Origin of the sequence: Streptomyces sp. WY228, from assembly GCF_019287315.1 — a bacterium.
GTDB classification, from domain to species: Bacteria; Actinomycetota; Actinomycetes; order Streptomycetales; family Streptomycetaceae; genus Streptomyces; species Streptomyces caviscabies.
In genome coordinates, this window is the sequence record NZ_CP079114.1 from 949,387 (window position 1) to 966,585 (window position 17,199).

Genomic DNA, 17,199 nt, shown 5'->3' on the forward strand with positions numbered 1-17,199 from the left:
ACCCCGCGAGGAGAGAACGTGTCCCCCCACCCGCCCGCGCCGCAGGACAGCGCCCCCGGCCCCCTCCCCCACGACTTCCCCTTCGACCCCACCCACGGCTACGACCTGCCGCGCCTGCTGGCCGTGGAAGCCCCGTCGGCGCCCGACGACTTCGCCGACTTCTGGCGGGACCGCTACGCCCGGGCGTTCTCCGTCGACCCGGCGCCCCGGATCGAGGGGCCCTGGGCCACCCTGGCCGACGTGCGGGTGGCCGACGTCTCCTACACGTCCACCGACGGGGTCCGGATCGGCGGCTGGCTGACCGTCCCCGCCGAGGGGCCCGTCACGCGCGGCTGTGTGGCGGCCCACGGATACGGGGGCCGGGCGGCCCCGGACCCCTGGCAGTGCCCGCCGGGGACCGCGACCATCTGGCCCTGCCTGCGCGGGCTCGGAACGCGGAGCCTGCTGCCCGGAGTCCCGTCGGTCTCGGCGGGGCACGTCCTGCACGGCATCGAGTCCCGGGACTCCTATCTCATCGGCGGGTGCGTGGCGGACGTCTGGTGCGCGGCCACCGCGCTGCGACGGCTGGTGCCGGAGACCGCGGGGGCACTGACCTTTCTCGGTACGAGTTTCGGCGGCGGCATCGGGGCGCTGGCGCTTCCCTGGGACGACCGTTTCGGGGCCGCCGGGCTCACCGTGCCGACCTTCGGCAACCATCCGCTCCGTGCGACCCTGCCGTGCACGGGCAGCGGGGAGTCGGTGCGCGGGCGGCTCGCGGACGACCCGTCGGTGCTGGACGTCCTCGCGTACTTCGACGCGGCGACGGCGGCACGGCACATCCGCATCCCCGTGCACGTGGGCGCCGCCCTGTTCGATCCGTCGGTCCCTCCGCCCGGGCAGTTCGCCGTGTACGGGGCGCTGGCGGGGCCGCGCGAGCTCTTCGTGCTCCGGGCGGGCCATTTCGACCACCCGGGGGAACCGGACGAGACGGCGGCCCTGGAGGAGTCTCAGCGACGCTTCCTGTCCGAAGCCGCCCCCGGGCACCGCACTCGGGCTGATTCGGCGTACGGGTGACCGGCGCACACGCTAAGCTGATGCAGATAGTGCAATAGATTTGCAGAAAGAGGGAGGGCCATGGCTAGCCGGGCTACTGACGCCGGAACGAACCAGAGCGTCGAACGAGCGGTCTCCGTACTGCGCGCACTCGACTCCGGCCGGCCCGAGCTACGCGTCTCCGACGTCGCCGAGCTCACCGGGCTGGGCTCGTCGACCACCTCACGCCTGCTGTCCACCCTGGAACGCCTCGACATGGTCGAACGCGATCCGGTCAGCAACCTCTACCGGCTCAGCCTCGGCATCCTCCCGCTGGCCGCCACCGCCACCAACCGCCATCCCGTGCACCGGGCCGCGCGGATGGTGCTCCAGGACCTCGCCACCCGCACCGGCCTGGGGGCCAATGTGGCCGTGCGCCGGGACGGCGAGCTGATGTTCCTGTGCAACTTCGAGGGCGCTCGCGCCCCCAAGTCGTACACCCAGGGCGGACACACCGCCCCGCTGCACGCCACGAGCATCGGCAAGTGCCTGCTCACCGCTCTCGCCCCCAAGGAGCGCCGCAAGCTGCTCGGGGATCCTCTCCCGGCGCACACCGAGTACACGACCACCAGCCACGACCTCCTCGACGAGGAGATCGACACCGTGCGGCGCACCGGTTACGCCGTCGAGGCGGAGGAGCGGGCGCTCGGCCGCGCGTCGCTGGCCGCACCCGTCCGCGACGCCTCGGGCGACATCGTCGCGGCCATCTCGCTGTGGGGTCCGACCTCGCTGCTCGGCGAGCGCGCCGACGCCGAGGAGGAGCGCCTCGCCCTGGTGCGCGAGGTCATCGAGGCCGCCGACGCCATCAGTCAGGCGCTCGGCGCGCTCTGAGCGGCCATGGCGAAGGGCCGGTGGGAACCGCTCGGTTCCCACCGGCCCTTCGTCGTCCCGCGGACCGCGCCGGTCAGTCCGTGCGGTCGCCGTACGCCTTGAAGGCGACCACGTGCGCGTGCCGTGCCCCGTGCGTCGCGTCGACCACGAGCCGCAGCGCGGCGGTGCGTACGGGGCCGCCGTCCGCGGTCCGCACCGGGTGCACCCGGTGGCGGCGCCGGTTCTCCGTCACCGTGAGCAGCGTGTGCCAGTCGCCGGCGGCGTCGCACGCCTGAAGGCGGTAGTCCCGTACCAGCTCCGGCATGACCTCGTACGGGGTGCGGTGGCGGTGCAGGTTGTTGAGGTACTCGTCCACGTCGTCGTCGAACACCAGGCGGACCTCGGTGACGTCCTGCTCGGCGTCCCAGTCGAGACGGAGCCACTCCGCTTCGCCGGCCGGCCCGGAGGACCACATGTGCGGTCCGCCGTAGGGGCGTTGGTACCCGCCCACGGCCCGGGCGGGGCCGAACGCGGCGGTGTCGGGTGCGGCCCGGAAGGCGAAGGTCTGCCGGCGCAGGCCGCGGGCCTGCCATTCCAGCACAGGCTGCCCGTCCTCCTCCGGGATGTCGTGGTCGACGGCGGCGTCCCCCTCGGCCTTCCGGCGCAGCGCGAGGACTCCGTCGGTGCGCTCGGGCAGCAGGGTCAGGGCCGTGTCGGCGCAGGCCCGGACGAGGAGGATCGCGTTGCCGGAGGTCTCGGGACGGTGGTCGAGGCGGACCGTGACCCAGTGGGGGCCGCCGGGCGGGACCGCGACCGCGGTGGTGAGGAGGTGGTCGGCCGGGACGGCGTTCTCGGCGCGGCCGGTCCCCCACAGCTCCACGGTGAGTTCCCGGGACGTGCCGTCCGGGGCTCCGTGGACGAGGAGGTCGACCGTGTCCAGGGCGGGGTCGACGGGCAGCAGGAGGGCGAGGTCACGGGTGAGGGGGTACGGGGTTCCGGGTGCGGCCGCCGTCGGCTCGGCGGCCAGCCGGGTCAGGCTGGAGGAGGCGCTGACCCGGGCGGTGAGCGCCAGGTTGTCGGGGTCCTCGTCGGCGAGGCCGATCACGGAGGCGTCCTGGCGCAGCAGCGTGCGGTGCACCAGGTCCGGGCGTTCGGTGGCCAGTTGCCTCGGGGTGAGGCCCTCGGCGACGCACAGGGCCGCGGCGGTGCCCGCGGCCTCGCCGAGCGTCGCGCAGGTGGCCATGACGCGGGTGGCCCCGAAGGCGATGTGGGTGGCGGAGATGTTGCGCCCGGCGAAGTGCAGGTTCGTCACGTTCGCCGAGTACAGGGAGCGCAGCGGGATGTGGAAGATGCCGTCCGCGTACCGCTGGCGTGCGCCGGGCTCGTCGGCGTACATGCCCTGGACGGGGTGGAGGTCGACGGACCAGCCGCCGAAGGCCACCCGGTCCTCGAACCGGCGCTGCTGGAGGATGTCCTGCTGGGTGAGGACGTGGTCGCCGAGGAAGCGCCGGTACTCCCGCTTGCCGGGGAGGCTGCCGACCCACTCCAGGGTGAGGTCGGCCGCGTCCGGGAACCGGCCGGAGTTCTTGATGTGGTCCCAGATCCCCATGATCACGGACTGGAGTTCATCGCGGATGCGCTCGTTGTCGTGGACGGTGTCGAGTTCGCCGCCCCACTCGATCCACCAGTAGTCGCAGCCGTTGTCCCCGGTGCGCAGGACGCGGTTGCGCAGGATGGGCGTGTCCGAGAGGTCCTTGGCGTGGGCGGGCGGCACGAACTTCACCGGCCGGCCCAGATCCTTGGTGTGGAAGAGGATCGTCGAGCCGAGGAGCGCGTCGTCCGCCTCCGGCGGCGCCCAGGGCTCGTCGAACTCCGGCCGCCCCTCACGGCCCGTGCGGTAACGGGCGCCGGCGAGATGGCCGAGCAGACCGTCTCCGGTGCAGTCGAGGAACTGGCGCGCGCGGAAGGTGATGCGGCGCTCCGAGCCCATCATCCAGCCGGTGCAGGAGTGCACCTCACGGCGGTCGTCGGGGCCGCTCGCCTCGACCTCGCGCACATCGGTGTTGAGGAAGAGGTCGATGTTCGGTTCGGCACGGACGGCGTCGAGGACGACCTGGTCCCAGTAGTACGGGTTGCCCTCGGGGTTGCGGTACTGGTTCTCCGTGTACAGCTCGCCCATGATCCCCGTCTCGCGGGCCCAGCGGTGCACGCCGTGTGCGGTGGCGCCGCAGACCCAGACGCGGATCTCGCTGCTGGCGTTGCCGCCGAGTACGGGCCGGTTGTTGACCAGGGCGACGCGCCGGCCGAGCCGGGCCGCGGCGATGGCCGCGCAGGTTCCGGCCAGTCCACCGCCGATCACGGCGATGTCGTAGTGGCCCTCTTCTTCCCGCACGATGCGGCCTCCTTGGTGTGAAGCTCGGGTACTCCCCGCCATGGCGGAGAACTCGAACGTACATCACATCCATATTGTGCAACCACTGTTCAGTCAGTGGGATTGGCTGTAAGTTCCGGTTGCGGCCGCCGACCGGGCCGTCGCGCACCGAAGGGCGCGCTCACCACAGATCAGAGCTGTTCACCGGGGCCACACGGAACCGGTGACCAATCGCCCCAAAGGGTTGACTCCGTCGCACTATATGGAGAACGATCCCGCATGTTGCAACTTGTGTTCAGTGAAGCTGGGACGGCGTTCACGCACAGGGCCCCGGCGCTCCCGCCACCGTTCGAGAGGACAGACCCATGAGTACGGCCGCACCTCCCCAGAAGGCTCCTCCGCCCCGCAGGCGGACAGGGGCGCGACTGTCCGACGGTGCGTTCGCCCTGCTGCTCACCGCTCCGGGAATCGCCCTCTTCGCGGCGATCATCTTCTATCCGCTGCTGTCCGCCCTGTTCACCGGCTTCTTCCGGCAGGACCTGCGCCTGCCGGGCCGGGAGTTCGTCGGCCTGGACAACTTCGCGTACTGGCTGAACGGCGACCTGTTCACCATTCTCGAACAGACGCTGGTCTTCACCGTCGGCGCGACGCTCGCCCCCTTCGCCGTCGGCTTCGCCCTCGCGCTCGCCCTCAACACCGGCATCAGGGGCAGCGGATTCCTGCGCGGGGTGTTCCTGTTCCCCTGGGTGATCCCGGGCGTGGTGGTCTCCTTCCTCTGGATGTGGATCTTCAACGCGAACTACGGCGTGCTCAACGGCGTCCTCGTCCAGGCCGGGATCATCGAGGAGTCGGTGGCCTGGCTCGGCCGGCCCGGCACCGCGATGCTCGCCGTCATCGTCACCAAGACCTGGGCCAGCTTCCCCTGGATGATGGTGATGCTCCTGGCCGGTCTGCAGACCGTGCCCAAGGAACTGCACGAAGCGGCCTCGATGGACGGGGCGGGCGCGATCCGGCGGTTCTTCGCCGTCACCTGGCCGCAGGTCCGGGGGGTCGCCTCGATCGTGCTCCTGCTGGAGTTCATCTGGAACTTCCAGCACTTCGACACCATCTACGTGCTCACCGGCGGCGGCCCCGCCGGCACCACGGAGACGTTCGCGACCGCCGTCTACCAGACCGCGTTCAGCGGTTTCGACATCGGCCGGGCCACCGCGCTCGGCGGACTGTGGATGGTGCTCCTGCTCCTCCTCGTCGTCGTCTACCTCAGGATCACCGAGCGGAAGGGCGACGCCTGATGAGCACCACGTCCACCACCCCCACCCCGCCGCCCGTGACCGACCGGCCGCGACCGCCCGCCGCGCGGCCCGGCCCCGCACCCCGGCGCCGTGTCCGCAAGGACCTGCTGCGCTCGCGCGTCGCCGCGTGGAGCGCGGTCGTCGTCATCGGCGCCTTCGGACTGCTGCCGGTCTACTGGCTGCTCGCCACCGCGCTGAGCACCCCCGATGCGACCTTCCAGTTCCCGCCGAAGCTGATCCCCACCGATCTCACCCTCGGCAACTTCACGGCCCTGGCCGAGAACGACCAGCTGATCTCCTACATGGTCAACTCGCTGATCGTGGCCTCGATCACCGCCGTGCTGAGCGTGGTCGTCGCCACGTACATGGGCTACTCGTTCTCCAAGTTCCGCTACCGGGGGCGGAAGTCGCTGATGCACATGGTGCTGGCCTCCCAGATGTTCCCCCAGGCCCTTCTGCTGGTGACGCTGTACGCCGTCTTCTCCAGCTTCGGCATGCTCAACACGTACACGGCGCTGGTCCTCTCCTTCACCACGTTCACGATGCCGTTGTGCGTCTGGATGCTGAAGGGGATCTTCGACACGGTGCCGGACGCCCTGCTGGAGGCCGCCAGCATCGACGGCGCGTCCCGGTGGCGGACGCTGCACTCGATCGTGGCGCCGCTGGCCGCTCCGGGCATGATCGCCGCCGGGCTCTTCGCCTTCGTACGCGGCTGGAACGACTTCATCTTCGCGCTGACCCTGGCCGACAAGGAGAAGCAGACGCTGCCCCCCGGGCTCGTCTCCACCTACATCGGCGAGTTCCAGACGGCCTGGCCCCAGCTGATGGCGGCCTCGCTCGTGGTGTCGGTCCCGGTGATCGTCGCCTTCATGTTCCTTCAGCGCTACCTCGTCGGCGGCATGACCGCCGGTTCGGTCAAGAGCTGAACCGGCGGGACCGTTCCGCCCCATCCGCTTCCCCTCCCGTCCACTGCCCCATGGAGAGACCATGACCACCTCTGGCATCAGCCGGCGCGGCGCGCTGCGCATGTTCGGCATCGGCGCGCTCGGCGTAGCGAGCGCCGGTGTGCTCGGCGCCTGTGCGCCGTCCGGCGCCGGCACCCCCGCAGGCGGCGGCGACCCGAAGTCCAAGAACTTCGACTTCACCTCCTGGTCGCTCAACGAAGAGGCCGCCAAGCCCTCGATCGAGAAGATCATCAAGGCGTGGGAGAAGGCCGAGAAGTCGAGCATCCGCGCGGTCTCCTATCCGTACAACGAATACCTCAGCCAGCTCACGCTCAAGCTGGGCGGCGGGGAGACCACGGGCGCGGTGCACCTCGACATCGCCTGGCTCGCGGCGATCGCGCAGATGGGCAGACTGGCCGACGTCGGTCCGGCGGCCGCCGGGGGCGGCTACACGGACGTGGCGCTGAAGAGCGGCGTCTACGACGGCACGCAGTACGGACTGCCGTGGAACATCGGGTCGATCGGGGTGATCGCCAACTCCAAGCTGCTGAAGAAGGCCGGGATCGAGAAGCACCCGGTCACCGTCGAGGAGTTCGAGGACGCGCTGCGGGAGCTGAAGGGGCTCGGCGGCGGTGTCGTGCCGTACGCCGCCGCCACCAAGGTCGCGCAGCTCAAGGACATCTTCCCGTGGATGCAGACCTTCGGCTGCACGCTGTGCGAGGGCGGGAAGGTGACGATCGGCGACGACGCCTCGGTCGACGCGGTCGCCTGGTACAAGAAGCTGCACGACGCGAAGCTGATCGCCGCCGACGTGGACCGCTTCGACGCACGGGCCCTGTTCGGCCAGGGCAAGGCCGCCTTCTACGACGACGCGATCATCGGCAAGGGCGTGACGTCGGCCCAGTCCAAGGACAAGACGCTGGCCGCCGCCATGCAGCCGGTGGAACGTCCGGTGCTCAAGGCCGGAGACACCCCGCAGGCACTGCTGTGGGGCGGGGTGATCGCGATCGTGAAGGGCAAGGGCCAGGACGCGGCGACCGAGTTCGCGCTGCACACGACGACCGACCGGACCACCACCTCCGAGTACTTCGCGGCCCGCGCGCTGCCTCCGTCCACCACCGCGGGGCTGGCCGCGCCGGAGGTCGCCAAGGACACCTTCACCACGGAGTGGACCGAGAAGATCACTCGGACCGCGACCGGCAGCCCCTTCTGGCAGTTCGCCCAGAGCACGCAGATCGACGAGGCCGTCGCCAAGCACGTGCAGGCCGTCCTCGTCGGCAGGGAGAAGCCGAAGGACGCGATGAAGGAGGCCCGCGAGGAGGTGACCGCGCTCATCAAGCGCTGAGCCCGGGCCGCCGCTCCCCCTGGCGGGAGCGGCGGCTCAGCCCTGTACGTACCGGGTCTAGCGGATCGGCATGCCCGAGAGCGTGCGGGCGATCACCAGGCGCTGGATCTCGCTGGTGCCCTCGAAGATGGTGTAGATGGCCGCGTCGCGGTGCATGCGCTCGACCGGGTACTCGCGGGTGAAGCCGTTGCCGCCGAGGATCTGGATGGCCTGCGCGGTGACGTCCCGGGCGGTCTCGCTCGCGTAGAGCTTCGACATGGAGCCCTCGGCGGAGGTGAACGGCTTGCCGGTGGTGGCCATCCAGGAGGCGCGCCAGACCAGCAGCCGGGCCGCGTCGATGCGGGTGCGCATGTCGGCGAGCTGGAAGGCGATGCCCTGGTTGTCGATGATCGGGCGGCCGAACTGGCTGCGGGTCTTCGCGTAGTCGAGGGCGACCTCGTAGGCGGCGCGGGCGGTGCCGACGGCCATCGCGCCGACGGCCGGGCGGGAGGCCTCGAAGGTGGCCATGGCCGCGTTCTTGACCCGCTCGCCGCCGGCCTTCGCGCGCTCCCGGGCGCGGGCGAGGCGCTCGTCGAGCTTCTCCTTGCCGCCGAGCAGGCAGTGGCCGGGGACGCGGACGTCCTCCAGGACCACCTCGGCGGTGTGCGAGGCGCGGATGCCGTGCTTCTTGAACTTCTGGCCCTGGGAGAGGCCGGGGGTGTTCGGCGGCACGATGAAGGAGGCGTGGCCCTTGGAGCCGATGTCGGGGTCGACGACGGCGACGACGACGTGGACGTTGGCTATGCCGCCGTTGGTCGCCCAGGTCTTGGTGCCGTTGAGGACCCACTCGTCCTTGGCCTCGTCGTAGACGGCCCGGGTGCGCATCGAGGCGACGTCCGATCCGGCGTCGGGCTCGGAGGAGCAGAAGGCGGCGACCTTCACGTCGTCGGCGTCGCCGTACATCTGCGGGATCCAGGTGCCGATCTGCTCCTCGGTGCCGTTGGCGAGGACGCCGACGGCCGCCAGGCCCGTACCGACGATCGACAGGGCGATGCCCGCGTCGCCCCAGAAGAGCTCTTCCATGGCCATGGGGATGCCGAGCCCCGTAGGGTCGAAGAACTGCTGGGCGTAGAAGTCGAGCGAGTAGATGCCGACCTTGGCCGCTTCCTGGATGACGGGCCAGGGCGTCTCCTCACGCTCGTCCCACTCCGCGGCGGCGGGGCGGATGACATCCGCCGCGAAGCCGTGGAGCCACTCCTTGACCTGCTTCTGGTCGTCGTTGAGCTCAAGCGTGAACTCGGCCATGTTCCCCTCCAGGCACTGCGGCGAGAATCCGTGCGTTACTTGCGGTAACCACAGTCTGTTACTGGCAAGTAGGCACTGTCAACCGCCTCGGAGCCGATCAAGCACCCGCCCCGCGGAGTGTTACGTTGCGCGGGCGTGCAAGAGCGGTGCGACGGCATCGCGCGGCCAGGGGTGGGAGAGACGACATGGAGACCGCACGAAGCGCCGAGCGACAGCGGACCGCGGCCGAGCGCCGTCGCCGCGAGTTGCTGGAAGCGGCGGACCGGGTGGTGCTCAGGGACGGACCGCAGGCCTCGATGAACGCCATCGCCGCCGAGGCCGGAATCACCAAACCCATCCTCTACCGCCACTTCGGCGACAAGGGCGGCCTCTACCGCGCCCTCGCCAAGCGCCACACCGACGCACTGCTCAGCGCCCTGCGGGCCGCCCTGGACGCGCCCGCCGACCGCCGCAAGCGGGTGGAGTCCACGCTCGACACCTATCTCGCCGCGATCGAGGCCCGCCCGCAGGTCTACCGCTTCCTGATGCACCCCGCCGACGGAGCCGACGCCGCCCCCTCCCCCGAGCAGGGCTTCGACGTCGGCCGGCACTCCGCCCCGCTGCTGCGCCGCCTCGGCGAGGAGCTGGGCCAGGTGATCGTCGAGCGGGTCGACCTGGGCCCGGACAGCGAGCAGATGGCTCGCATCTGGGGCCACGGGATCGTCGGCATGATGCACGCGGCGGGCGACTGGTGGCTCGCCGACCGGCCCTGCTCCCGCGAACGGCTGGTGAGCAGCCTCGCCGATCTGCTGTGGGGCAGGCTCGCGGAGGTGGGCGACCTCCAGGGCGGCCCCGGGTTCTGACCGGCCGTTCCGACCGGCTGTTCCGACCGGCTGTTCCGACCGGCTGTTCCGAGCGGGCTCTCAGTCCTTGCGCGCCCAGGACGCCCGGCGCGCCGCCCGCAGCGCCCGGGTACGCCGCAGCCCGGTCAGCCGGTCGGTGTAGACCCGGCCCTCCAGGTGGTCGCACTCGTGCTGGAGGCACCGGGCGAACCATCCCGTCCCGGCGATCCGGACCGGCTCACCGGTCATCGTCAGCCCCTCGACGACCGCGTGGTCGAAGCGTTCCGTGCCCGCTTCCAGACCGGGAAGTGACAGACAGCCCTCCGGTCCGCGTACGGTGAGTCCGTCCGCCTCGACCAGCTCGGGATTGACCACGTGTCCCAGATGGCGGACATCGTCGTCGTCCGGGCAGTCGTAGACGAACACCTTGAGCGGGACGCCGATCTGGTTGGCGGCGAGCCCGACACCCTGTGCGGCGTACATCGTGGCGAACATGTCCTCGACCAGCCTCGCGAGCGACGGGCCGAAGTCCGTGACGTCCTCGCAGGCACGGTGGAGCAACGGGTCGCCGAGCAGACTCATCTCACGGACGAGTCCGGAACTGCCGGGGATCGGGCGGTTTCGCATGGCGGCAAGCGTACGTTCCGCCGGGGCCGGTGAGTTCGCGTGGTGCCGCGGTGCCGTCGCAGCGCCGGACATCGATAGGCTGGGCGCGGACCGATGCAAGGAGGATCTAGGACGATGGCAGGCAACACGGAGCCGTTGTCGCCGCGGGCCAAACTGGCCGTGACGGCGGGCAAGGCCGCGGCGGCGGTGTCACGCGCCGCGGGGCGGGGCAGCGGATCGGTGATCGGCGGCCGGGTGGCGCTCAAACTCGACCCCGACCTGCTGGGGCGACTGGCGCAGCACCTGGACGTGATCCTCGTGTCGGCGACGAACGGCAAGACGACCACCACCCGGCTGATCGCCGAGGCGCTGCGGGCCGCCGGGCCCGTCGTGTCGAACGCGCTCGGCGCGAACATGCCCGCGGGCATCACCTCGGCGCTGGCCGGCGGCTCGGACGCGAAGTTCGGTGTGATCGAGGTCGACGAGAAGTATCTGGCGGGGGTGGCCCGGGACACCACGCCCAAGGCCATCGCGCTGCTCAACCTCTCCCGCGACCAGCTGGACCGCGCGGCGGAGACCCGGATGATGGCCGAGCACTGGCGCGAGGGCCTCTCCGGCTCGAAGGCCGTGATCATCGCCAACGCCGACGACCCGCTGGTCGTCTGGGCGGCCTCCTCCTCGGCCAATGTGGTGTGGGTGGCGGCCGGCCAGGCGTGGAAGGACGACGCCTGGTCCTGCCCGTCCTGCGGCGGTGTGATGCAGCGCCCGGGCGACGACTGGTTCTGCGGGCAGTGCGGCTTCCGCCGGCCCGCCCCGAGCTGGGCGCTCAACGGCGACTACGTCCTGGACCCGCACGGTTCGGCCTGGCCGATCCACCTCCAGCTGCCGGGCCGCGCGAACAAGGCGAACGCCGCCAGCTCGGCCGCCGTGGCCGCCGTCTTCGGGGTGCCGCCGCAGGTCGCGCTGGAGCGGATGTACCAGGTGCAGGCGGTGGCCGGACGGTACGACGTCGTCACCTTCCAGAACCGTGAGCTGCGCCTGCTGCTCGCGAAGAACCCGGCCGGCTGGCTGGAGACGTTCTCGCTGATCGACCCGCCGCCGACGCCGGTGATCCTCTCGGTGAACGCGCGCGGCGCGGACGGCACGGACACCTCCTGGCTGTGGGACGTGGACTACACCCAGCTGGCGGGCCACCCGATCTTCGTGCTCGGCGACCGGAAGCTGGACCTCGCGGTCCGCCTCGAAGTGGCCGGTCTCGACTTCCGGGTCTGCGAGACGCTCGACGAGGCCGTGCAGTACGCCCCGCCCGGCCGTATCGAGGTCATCGCCAACTACACCGCCTTCCAGGACCTGCGCCGTCGTGTCGGCAACTGACCCCGGCCCCGGCCACCTCCGGAGAGGACGAAGCATGAGCAACAACGGTCTGCGTCTGGTCTGGGTCTACCCCGACCTGCTCAGCACCTACGGCGACCAGGGCAACGCCCTGGTCGTGGAGCGGCGGGCCCGGCAGCGCGGTCTGGACGTGCAGCGCGTCGACGTGCGCAGCGACCAGCCGGTGCCGACGTCCGGCGACATCTATCTGATCGGCGGCGGCGAGGACCGGCCGCAGCGCCTCGCGGCGGAGCGGCTGCGCCGCGACGGCGGGCTGAGCCGCGCCGCGTCCAACGGCGCGATCATCTTCTCGGTCTGCGCGGGCTACCAGATCCTCGGGCACGAGTTCGTCAACGACCTCGGCGAGCGCGAGCAGGGTCTCGGTCTGCTCGACGTGGTCTCCACCCGGGGCGAGGGCGCGCGGTGCGTCGGCGACGTACTGGCGGACATCGACCCGCAGCTGGCGCTGCCGCCGCTGACCGGGTTCGAGAACCACCAGGGCGTCACCCATCTCGGCCCGACAGCACGGCCGTTCGCGCGGGTCCAGCTCGGCCGGGGCAACGGCACCGGGGACGGCACGGAGGGCGCGTACAACGACACGGTCTTCGGGACGTACATGCACGGTCCGGTGATGGCCCGCAACCCGCAGATCGCCGATCTGCTGCTCAAGCTGGCCCTCGACGTGAACGCGCTGCCGCCCACCGACGACCGCTGGTACGAGGCGCTGCGCGCCGAGCGGATCACCTCGGCGACCCAGCCCGCCTGAGGCACTTTCCGCTCGCCTGAGCGGTGTCCGCCTGAGGTGTTTTCCGCTCGCCTGAGCGGAGTCCAGCAGTCGGACGGCCGGTTCGGTCCCGCCACCCTGCGCCGGTAGGGTGGCGGGGATCCAACCGGACGACGTGGTCCGGTCGTCGACCCACGTTGCAAAGGTTTTCGGGCCATGCGCATTGGCGTACTCACCTCCGGCGGCGACTGCCCCGGCCTCAACGCCGTCATCCGTTCCGTCGTGCACCGCGCGGTGGTGGACCACGGCGACGAGGTCATCGGTTTCCACGACGGCTGGAAGGGCCTGCTGGAGTGCGACTACCGCAAGCTCGACCTTGACGCGGTCGGCGGCATCCTGGCCCGCGGCGGCACGATCCTCGGCTCCTCCCGCGTCCAGCCCGCGCATCTGCGCGACGGTGTGGAGCGGGCCCGCGGCCATGTCGCGGACCTCGGCCTGGACGCCATCATCCCGATCGGCGGCGAGGGCACCCTCAAGGCCGCGAACCTCCTCTCCGAGGCCGGTCTCCCGATCGTCGGCGTTCCCAAGACCATCGACAACGACATCGCCTCCACCGACGTCACCTTCGGTTTCGACACCGCCGTCGGCGTCGCCACCGAGGCGCTGGACCGGCTGAAGACGACCGCCGAGTCGCACCAGCGGGTGCTGATCGTCGAGGTCATGGGCCGGCACACCGGCTGGATCGCCCTGCACTCCGGGATGGCCGCCGGCGCCCACGCGATCGTGGTGCCCGAGCGCCCCTTCGACATCGACGAGCTGACCGAGCTGGTCGGCAAGCGCTTCTCGGCGGGCAAGAAGTTCGCCATCGTGGTGGTCGCCGAGGGCGCCAAGCCGCGCGCGGGCTCCATGCAGTTCGAGCAGGGCGTCAAGGACATCTACGGCCACGAGCGGTTCGCCGGGGTGGCCACGCAGCTCTCCGGCGAGCTGGAGCAGCGGCTCGGCAAGGAGGCCCGCCCGGTCATCCTCGGCCATGTCCAGCGCGGCGGTACGCCGACCGCGTACGACCGGGTCCTGGCGACCCGGTTCGGCTGGCACGCGGTGGAGGCGGCGCACCGGGGCGAGTTCGGGATGCTGACCGCGCTGCGCGGCACCGACATCGTGATGGTCCCGCTGGCGGAAGCGGTCGAGACGCTGAAGACGGTCCCGGCCGAGCGGTACGCCGAGGCGGAGTGCGTGCTCTAGGAGACGCGCCGTCCAGAACTGCCCCCGGCCGCAGGTGCGGCCGGGGGCAGTTCTACGCTGTACCGGACAACCGGCACGAAACGGGGACGTGTCCCCATCGGGAGTGAAGAGATGGATCACAGCGGGCACGGCATGAACATGGATCTGCCGCCGTTCACGCTGGGGCGGGGGCTGGAGCTCTCCGCCGACCCGTTCTTCCTGACCGGCTGCGTCCTGGCGCTCGCCCTGTACGGGTACGGCGTGGTGCGGCTGCGTCGGCGCGGGGACGGCTGGCCGGTGAACCGGATCGTGTTCTTCACGGTGGGCGTGCTGAGCATCGCGCTGGTGATGTGCACCAAGCTCAACGACTACGGCATGGTCATGTTCAGCGTGCACATGGTGCAGCACATGGTGATCAGCATGCTGTCGCCGATCCTGCTGCTGCTGGGCGCCCCGGTGACGCTGGCGCTGCGCGCGCTGCCGCCGGCCGGCCGGGGGCGGACCGGGCCGCGTGAGCTGCTGCTGAAGCTGCTGCACAGCCGCTACATGAAGATCATCACGCATCCGGTGTTCACGATTCCGCTGTTCATCGCGAGCCTGTACGCGCTGTACTTCACGCCGATCTTCGACTTCCTGATGGGCTCGAAGCCCGGCCACATCGGGATGATGGTGCACTTCCTCGCGGTCGGCCTGGTCTTCTTCTGGCCGATCATGGGCGTGGACCCGGGTCCGCACCGGCCCGGTTATCTGATGCGGATGCTGGAGCTGTTCGCCGGGATGCCGTTCCACGCGTTCTTCGGGATCGCGCTGATGATGGCGTCGACGCCGATGGTGAAGACGTACGAGAATCCGCCCGCCTCGCTCGGCATCGACGCCCTGAGCGACCAGAACTGGGCGGGCGGCATCGCCTGGGCGTTCAGCGAGATCCCCTCGGTGCTGGTGCTGATCGCGCTGGTCTACCAGTGGTACAACTCCGAACAGCGTGCCGCCCGGCGCTCGGACCGGGCCGCGGACCGCGACGGTGACAAGGAGCTGGCGGCGTACAACGCCTATCTCGCGTCTTTGCAGGCGCGCGGACAGTAGCGCGGAGGGCGCGTACGGGGTGACCATGGGGACAACGGCCGCGCGGCCGACGAGGAGCGTGCGCGCATGTCCGGATCGACGAAAACCATGGGATACATGACCGTCGGGGCGCTGGTCGCGGTGACCGCGTACACCGTGGCGCTGGGAAGCAGCGGCTGGCTCTGGTTCGGCTGGGTGGTGCTGGGCCTGTGCACCCTCGGCATGCTGGCCACCCAGGACACCTGAAACGTCACGGCGGGTGACCACGCCTGACGGGCCCGGAGGCGGGTACGAGCCGGGAGACCGGTTCGCTACGGTCGCACGGTGGCGCCGGGGCCCCACACGGTGGGGCTCCGGCACGATCATGTCCTGGTAGGACGAGTCCTGAGTCGGCCCGGCAGAGCGAGGTGCACCCGCAAGGTGTTTTATTACGTCCTGAAGTATGTCGTGCTGGGGCCCGTGCTGCGGCTGCTGTTCCGGCCCCGTATCGAGGGCCTGGAGAACATTCCCACGGGCGGCGCGGCGATCGTCGCGGGCAACCACCTCTCCTTCTCCGACCACTTCCTGATGCCGGCCATCATCAAGCGCCGGATCACCTTCCTGGCGAAGGCGGAGTACTTCACCGGCCCGGGGATCAAGGGCAGGCTCACGGCCGCCTTCTTCCGCAGCGCGGGCCAGATCCCGGTGGACCGGTCCGGCAAGGACGCCGGGCAGGCGGCCATCCGCGAGGGGCTCGGCGTCCTCGGCAAGGGCGAGCTGCTGGGGATCTATCCGGAGGGCACCCGCTCGCACGACGGGCGGCTCTACAAGGGCAAGGTCGGGGTCGCGGTGATGGCGATCACCGCGCAGGTGCCGGTGATCCCGTGTGCCATGGTCGGCACCTTCGAGATCCAGCCGCCCGGCCAGGTCGTGCCGAAGATCAAGCGGGTCGCGATCCGCTTCGGCGAACCGCTGGACTTCTCCCGCTACGCGGGCATGGAGAACCAGAAGGCCGCGATCCGGGCGGTGACGGACGAGATCATGTACGCGATCCTCGGGCTCTCCGGCCAGGAGTACGTGGACGAGTACGCGGCGAAGGTGAAGGCGGCCGAGCAGGAGGCCGCGCCGCCGAGGAAGTTCCCGAAGCTGCGACGCTGAGCGCGAATACGCCACCGGCAGAGCACCCTCGTCCGGCCGGGTCCGCTCCCCTAGCGTCGCTTCCATGAGCAACGGACACGCATGGGTGCTGGGAGCGACGGGACAGATCGGGCGGGCCGCGGTCCGCGCGCTGGCCGCCGACGGCTGGGAGGTCACGGCGGCCTCGCGCGGCGGCGGCCGGGACGAGGGGTGGGATGCCGGGGTCCGGGCGGTGGCGCTCGACCGGGACGAGGAGGGGGCGCTGGCGAAGGCGCTGGGCGACGGCTGTGACGTGCTGGTCGACATGGTGGCGTTCGACGGCGCGCACGCCCGGCAGTTGACGGGGCTGGCCGGTCGGATCGGCTCGGCCGTGGTGATCTCCAGCGGCGCGGTGTACGAGGACGAGCGGGGCCGCAGCTTCGACACCCAGGCCGAGCCGGACGGCTTCCCGCGCTACCCCGTGCCGCTGCCGGAGAGCCAGGCCACGGTGGCGCCCGGGGACGCCACGTACGGGACGCGGAAGGTCCAGCTGGAGCGGGAGTTGCCGGCGGCGGGCGAGGCGCTGCCGGTGACGCTGCTGCGCGCGGGCGCGGTCCACGGCCCGTACTGCCGCACACCGCGCGAGCTGTATTTCGTGAAGCGGCTGCTGGACGGCCGGCGGCGCCGGGTCCTGGCGTACGGCGGGGAGTGCCGCTTCCACCCGGTGCACGTGTCCAACGCGGCGGAGCTGATCCGGCTGGCCGCCCGGAAGCCGGGATCGCGGGTGCTGAACGCGGCGGACCCGGAGGCGCCCACGGTCGCGGAGATCGCGTCGGCGATCGACGCGGTGCTCGGGCGGGAGACGGAGACGGTACTGATCGACGGCCCGGCGCCCGAGGGGCAGGTGGGCGAGACCCCGTGGAGCGGCGCGCACCCGGTGGTCTACGACATGACGGCCGCCGGAGAGCAGCTCGGGTATCGGCCCGTCACGGGGTATGCGGAATCGCTGCCGGAGACGGTCGAGTGGCTCGCCGGGGAGCTGGCGGGGCGCGACTGGCGGGAGGCGTTCCCGAAGATGCTCAAGAACTACGGCGAGGGCCTCTTCGACTACGCGGCGGAGGACGCCTGGCTGGCGGCGTACGACCGGGGCCGCCGCTGAACGGTCCCGGTCGTACGCCTCCG

The 17,199-nt window shown here is 71.0% G+C and carries 16 protein-coding genes; 13 read left to right on the forward strand and 3 right to left on the reverse strand.

The window, feature by feature from the left end:
- Nucleotides 1-18: 18 nt before the first annotated feature.
- Nucleotides 19-1,053: an acetylxylan esterase gene (locus KV381_RS03760; RefSeq protein ID WP_218784535.1), complete on the forward strand. Its 1,035-nt coding sequence runs from the start codon at nucleotides 19-21 to the stop codon at nucleotides 1,051-1,053.
- Nucleotides 1,054-1,113: 60 nt separating this feature from the next.
- The gene (locus tag KV381_RS03765) at nucleotides 1,114-1,902 is read left to right on the forward strand and encodes an IclR family transcriptional regulator (RefSeq protein WP_030623984.1); all 789 of its coding nucleotides are present in this window, start codon (nucleotides 1,114-1,116) and stop codon (nucleotides 1,900-1,902) included.
- A 73-nt stretch (nucleotides 1,903-1,975) separates the two neighbouring features.
- On the opposite strand, the gene KV381_RS03770 is transcribed toward KV381_RS03765, so the two are convergent.
- Entirely contained in the window at nucleotides 1,976-4,273 is a 2,298-nt protein-coding gene (locus KV381_RS03770) for an FAD-dependent oxidoreductase (RefSeq protein ID WP_218784538.1), read from the reverse strand.
- A gap of 344 nt (nucleotides 4,274-4,617) precedes the next feature.
- Here KV381_RS03770 and KV381_RS03775 point away from each other — a divergent pair, with 344 nt between their 5' ends.
- The 3 genes from KV381_RS03775 (at nucleotide 4,618) to KV381_RS03785 (ending at nucleotide 7,833) form a co-directional block, all read left to right on the forward strand.
- Nucleotides 4,618-5,544, forward strand: coding sequence for a carbohydrate ABC transporter permease (locus KV381_RS03775; protein WP_030081357.1), 927 nt, complete (start codon nucleotides 4,618-4,620; stop codon nucleotides 5,542-5,544).
- Nucleotides 5,544-6,470: a carbohydrate ABC transporter permease gene (locus KV381_RS03780; RefSeq protein WP_030081355.1), complete on the forward strand. Its 927-nt coding sequence runs from the start codon at nucleotides 5,544-5,546 to the stop codon at nucleotides 6,468-6,470. Before KV381_RS03775 ends, KV381_RS03780 begins: the two co-directional genes overlap by 1 nt.
- Nucleotides 6,471-6,531: 61 nt before the next feature.
- Nucleotides 6,532-7,833, forward strand: coding sequence for an extracellular solute-binding protein (locus KV381_RS03785; RefSeq protein ID WP_218784541.1), 1,302 nt, complete (start codon nucleotides 6,532-6,534; stop codon nucleotides 7,831-7,833).
- Nucleotides 7,834-7,890: 57 nt separating this feature from the next.
- Here KV381_RS03785 and KV381_RS03790 read toward each other — a convergent pair whose 3' ends face one another.
- Nucleotides 7,891-9,117 carry an acyl-CoA dehydrogenase family protein gene (locus KV381_RS03790; protein WP_030081349.1) on the reverse strand — a complete coding sequence of 409 codons (1,227 nt, stop codon included), beginning with the start codon at nucleotides 9,115-9,117 and terminating at the stop codon, nucleotides 7,891-7,893.
- A gap of 185 nt (nucleotides 9,118-9,302) precedes the next feature.
- Here KV381_RS03790 and KV381_RS03795 point away from each other — a divergent pair, with 185 nt between their 5' ends.
- Nucleotides 9,303-9,959 (forward strand): TetR family transcriptional regulator, encoded by a 657-nt coding sequence (locus KV381_RS03795; RefSeq protein ID WP_218784544.1) that lies wholly within the window; start codon nucleotides 9,303-9,305, stop codon nucleotides 9,957-9,959.
- Nucleotides 9,960-10,019: 60 nt separating this feature from the next.
- Here KV381_RS03795 and def read toward each other — a convergent pair whose 3' ends face one another.
- A complete protein-coding gene (gene def / locus KV381_RS03800) occupies nucleotides 10,020-10,565 on the reverse strand; it encodes a peptide deformylase (RefSeq protein ID WP_030081347.1) in 546 nt (181 codons plus the stop codon).
- A 114-nt stretch (nucleotides 10,566-10,679) separates the two neighbouring features.
- Here def and KV381_RS03805 point away from each other — a divergent pair, with 114 nt between their 5' ends.
- The 7 genes from KV381_RS03805 to KV381_RS03835 all read left to right on the forward strand — a co-directional run bounded on the left by KV381_RS03805 (nucleotide 10,680) and on the right by KV381_RS03835 (nucleotide 17,176).
- Nucleotides 10,680-11,918 carry a MurT ligase domain-containing protein gene (locus tag KV381_RS03805; protein WP_030081346.1) on the forward strand — a complete coding sequence of 413 codons (1,239 nt, stop codon included), beginning with the start codon at nucleotides 10,680-10,682 and terminating at the stop codon, nucleotides 11,916-11,918.
- 34 nt (nucleotides 11,919-11,952) lie between these two features.
- A complete protein-coding gene (locus tag KV381_RS03810) occupies nucleotides 11,953-12,681 on the forward strand; it encodes a type 1 glutamine amidotransferase (RefSeq protein WP_030081344.1) in 729 nt (242 codons plus the stop codon).
- A 174-nt stretch (nucleotides 12,682-12,855) separates the two neighbouring features.
- The gene (locus KV381_RS03815) at nucleotides 12,856-13,881 is read left to right on the forward strand and encodes a 6-phosphofructokinase (protein WP_030081342.1); all 1,026 of its coding nucleotides are present in this window, start codon (nucleotides 12,856-12,858) and stop codon (nucleotides 13,879-13,881) included.
- Between the two features lie 111 nt (nucleotides 13,882-13,992).
- Entirely contained in the window at nucleotides 13,993-14,943 is a 951-nt protein-coding gene (locus KV381_RS03820; protein ID WP_030081340.1) for a cytochrome c oxidase assembly protein, read from the forward strand.
- 66 nt (nucleotides 14,944-15,009) lie between these two features.
- Nucleotides 15,010-15,168: a hypothetical protein gene (locus KV381_RS03825; protein WP_032785887.1), complete on the forward strand. Its 159-nt coding sequence runs from the start codon at nucleotides 15,010-15,012 to the stop codon at nucleotides 15,166-15,168.
- Nucleotides 15,169-15,342: 174 nt separating this feature from the next.
- Nucleotides 15,343-16,059 (forward strand): 1-acyl-sn-glycerol-3-phosphate acyltransferase, encoded by a 717-nt coding sequence (locus KV381_RS03830; protein ID WP_030081338.1) that lies wholly within the window; start codon nucleotides 15,343-15,345, stop codon nucleotides 16,057-16,059.
- Between the two features lie 85 nt (nucleotides 16,060-16,144).
- On the forward strand, nucleotides 16,145-17,176 hold the full coding sequence (locus KV381_RS03835; protein ID WP_218787172.1) for an NAD(P)-dependent oxidoreductase: 1,032 nt from the start codon (nucleotides 16,145-16,147) through the stop codon (nucleotides 17,174-17,176).
- The last annotated feature ends 23 nt before the right edge of the window (nucleotides 17,177-17,199 follow it).

Coding starts and splice junctions, on each gene's coding strand:
- KV381_RS03765 (WP_030623984.1), top strand. CDS start 1,114: ATGGCTAGCCGGGCTACTGACGCCGGAACGAACCAGAGCGTCGAACGA.
- KV381_RS03775 (WP_030081357.1), top strand. CDS start 4,618: ATGAGTACGGCCGCACCTCCCCAGAAGGCTCCTCCGCCCCGCAGGCGG.
- KV381_RS03780 (WP_030081355.1), top strand. CDS start 5,544: ATGAGCACCACGTCCACCACCCCCACCCCGCCGCCCGTGACCGACCGG.
- KV381_RS03785 (WP_218784541.1), top strand. CDS start 6,532: ATGACCACCTCTGGCATCAGCCGGCGCGGCGCGCTGCGCATGTTCGGC.
- KV381_RS03790 (WP_030081349.1), bottom strand. CDS start 9,117: ATGGCCGAGTTCACGCTTGAGCTCAACGACGACCAGAAGCAGGTCAAG.
- KV381_RS03795 (WP_218784544.1), top strand. CDS start 9,303: ATGGAGACCGCACGAAGCGCCGAGCGACAGCGGACCGCGGCCGAGCGC.
- def (WP_030081347.1), bottom strand. CDS start 10,565: ATGCGAAACCGCCCGATCCCCGGCAGTTCCGGACTCGTCCGTGAGATG.
- KV381_RS03805 (WP_030081346.1), top strand. CDS start 10,680: ATGGCAGGCAACACGGAGCCGTTGTCGCCGCGGGCCAAACTGGCCGTG.
- KV381_RS03810 (WP_030081344.1), top strand. CDS start 11,953: ATGAGCAACAACGGTCTGCGTCTGGTCTGGGTCTACCCCGACCTGCTC.
- KV381_RS03815 (WP_030081342.1), top strand. CDS start 12,856: ATGCGCATTGGCGTACTCACCTCCGGCGGCGACTGCCCCGGCCTCAAC.
- KV381_RS03820 (WP_030081340.1), top strand. CDS start 13,993: ATGGATCACAGCGGGCACGGCATGAACATGGATCTGCCGCCGTTCACG.
- KV381_RS03825 (WP_032785887.1), top strand. CDS start 15,010: ATGTCCGGATCGACGAAAACCATGGGATACATGACCGTCGGGGCGCTG.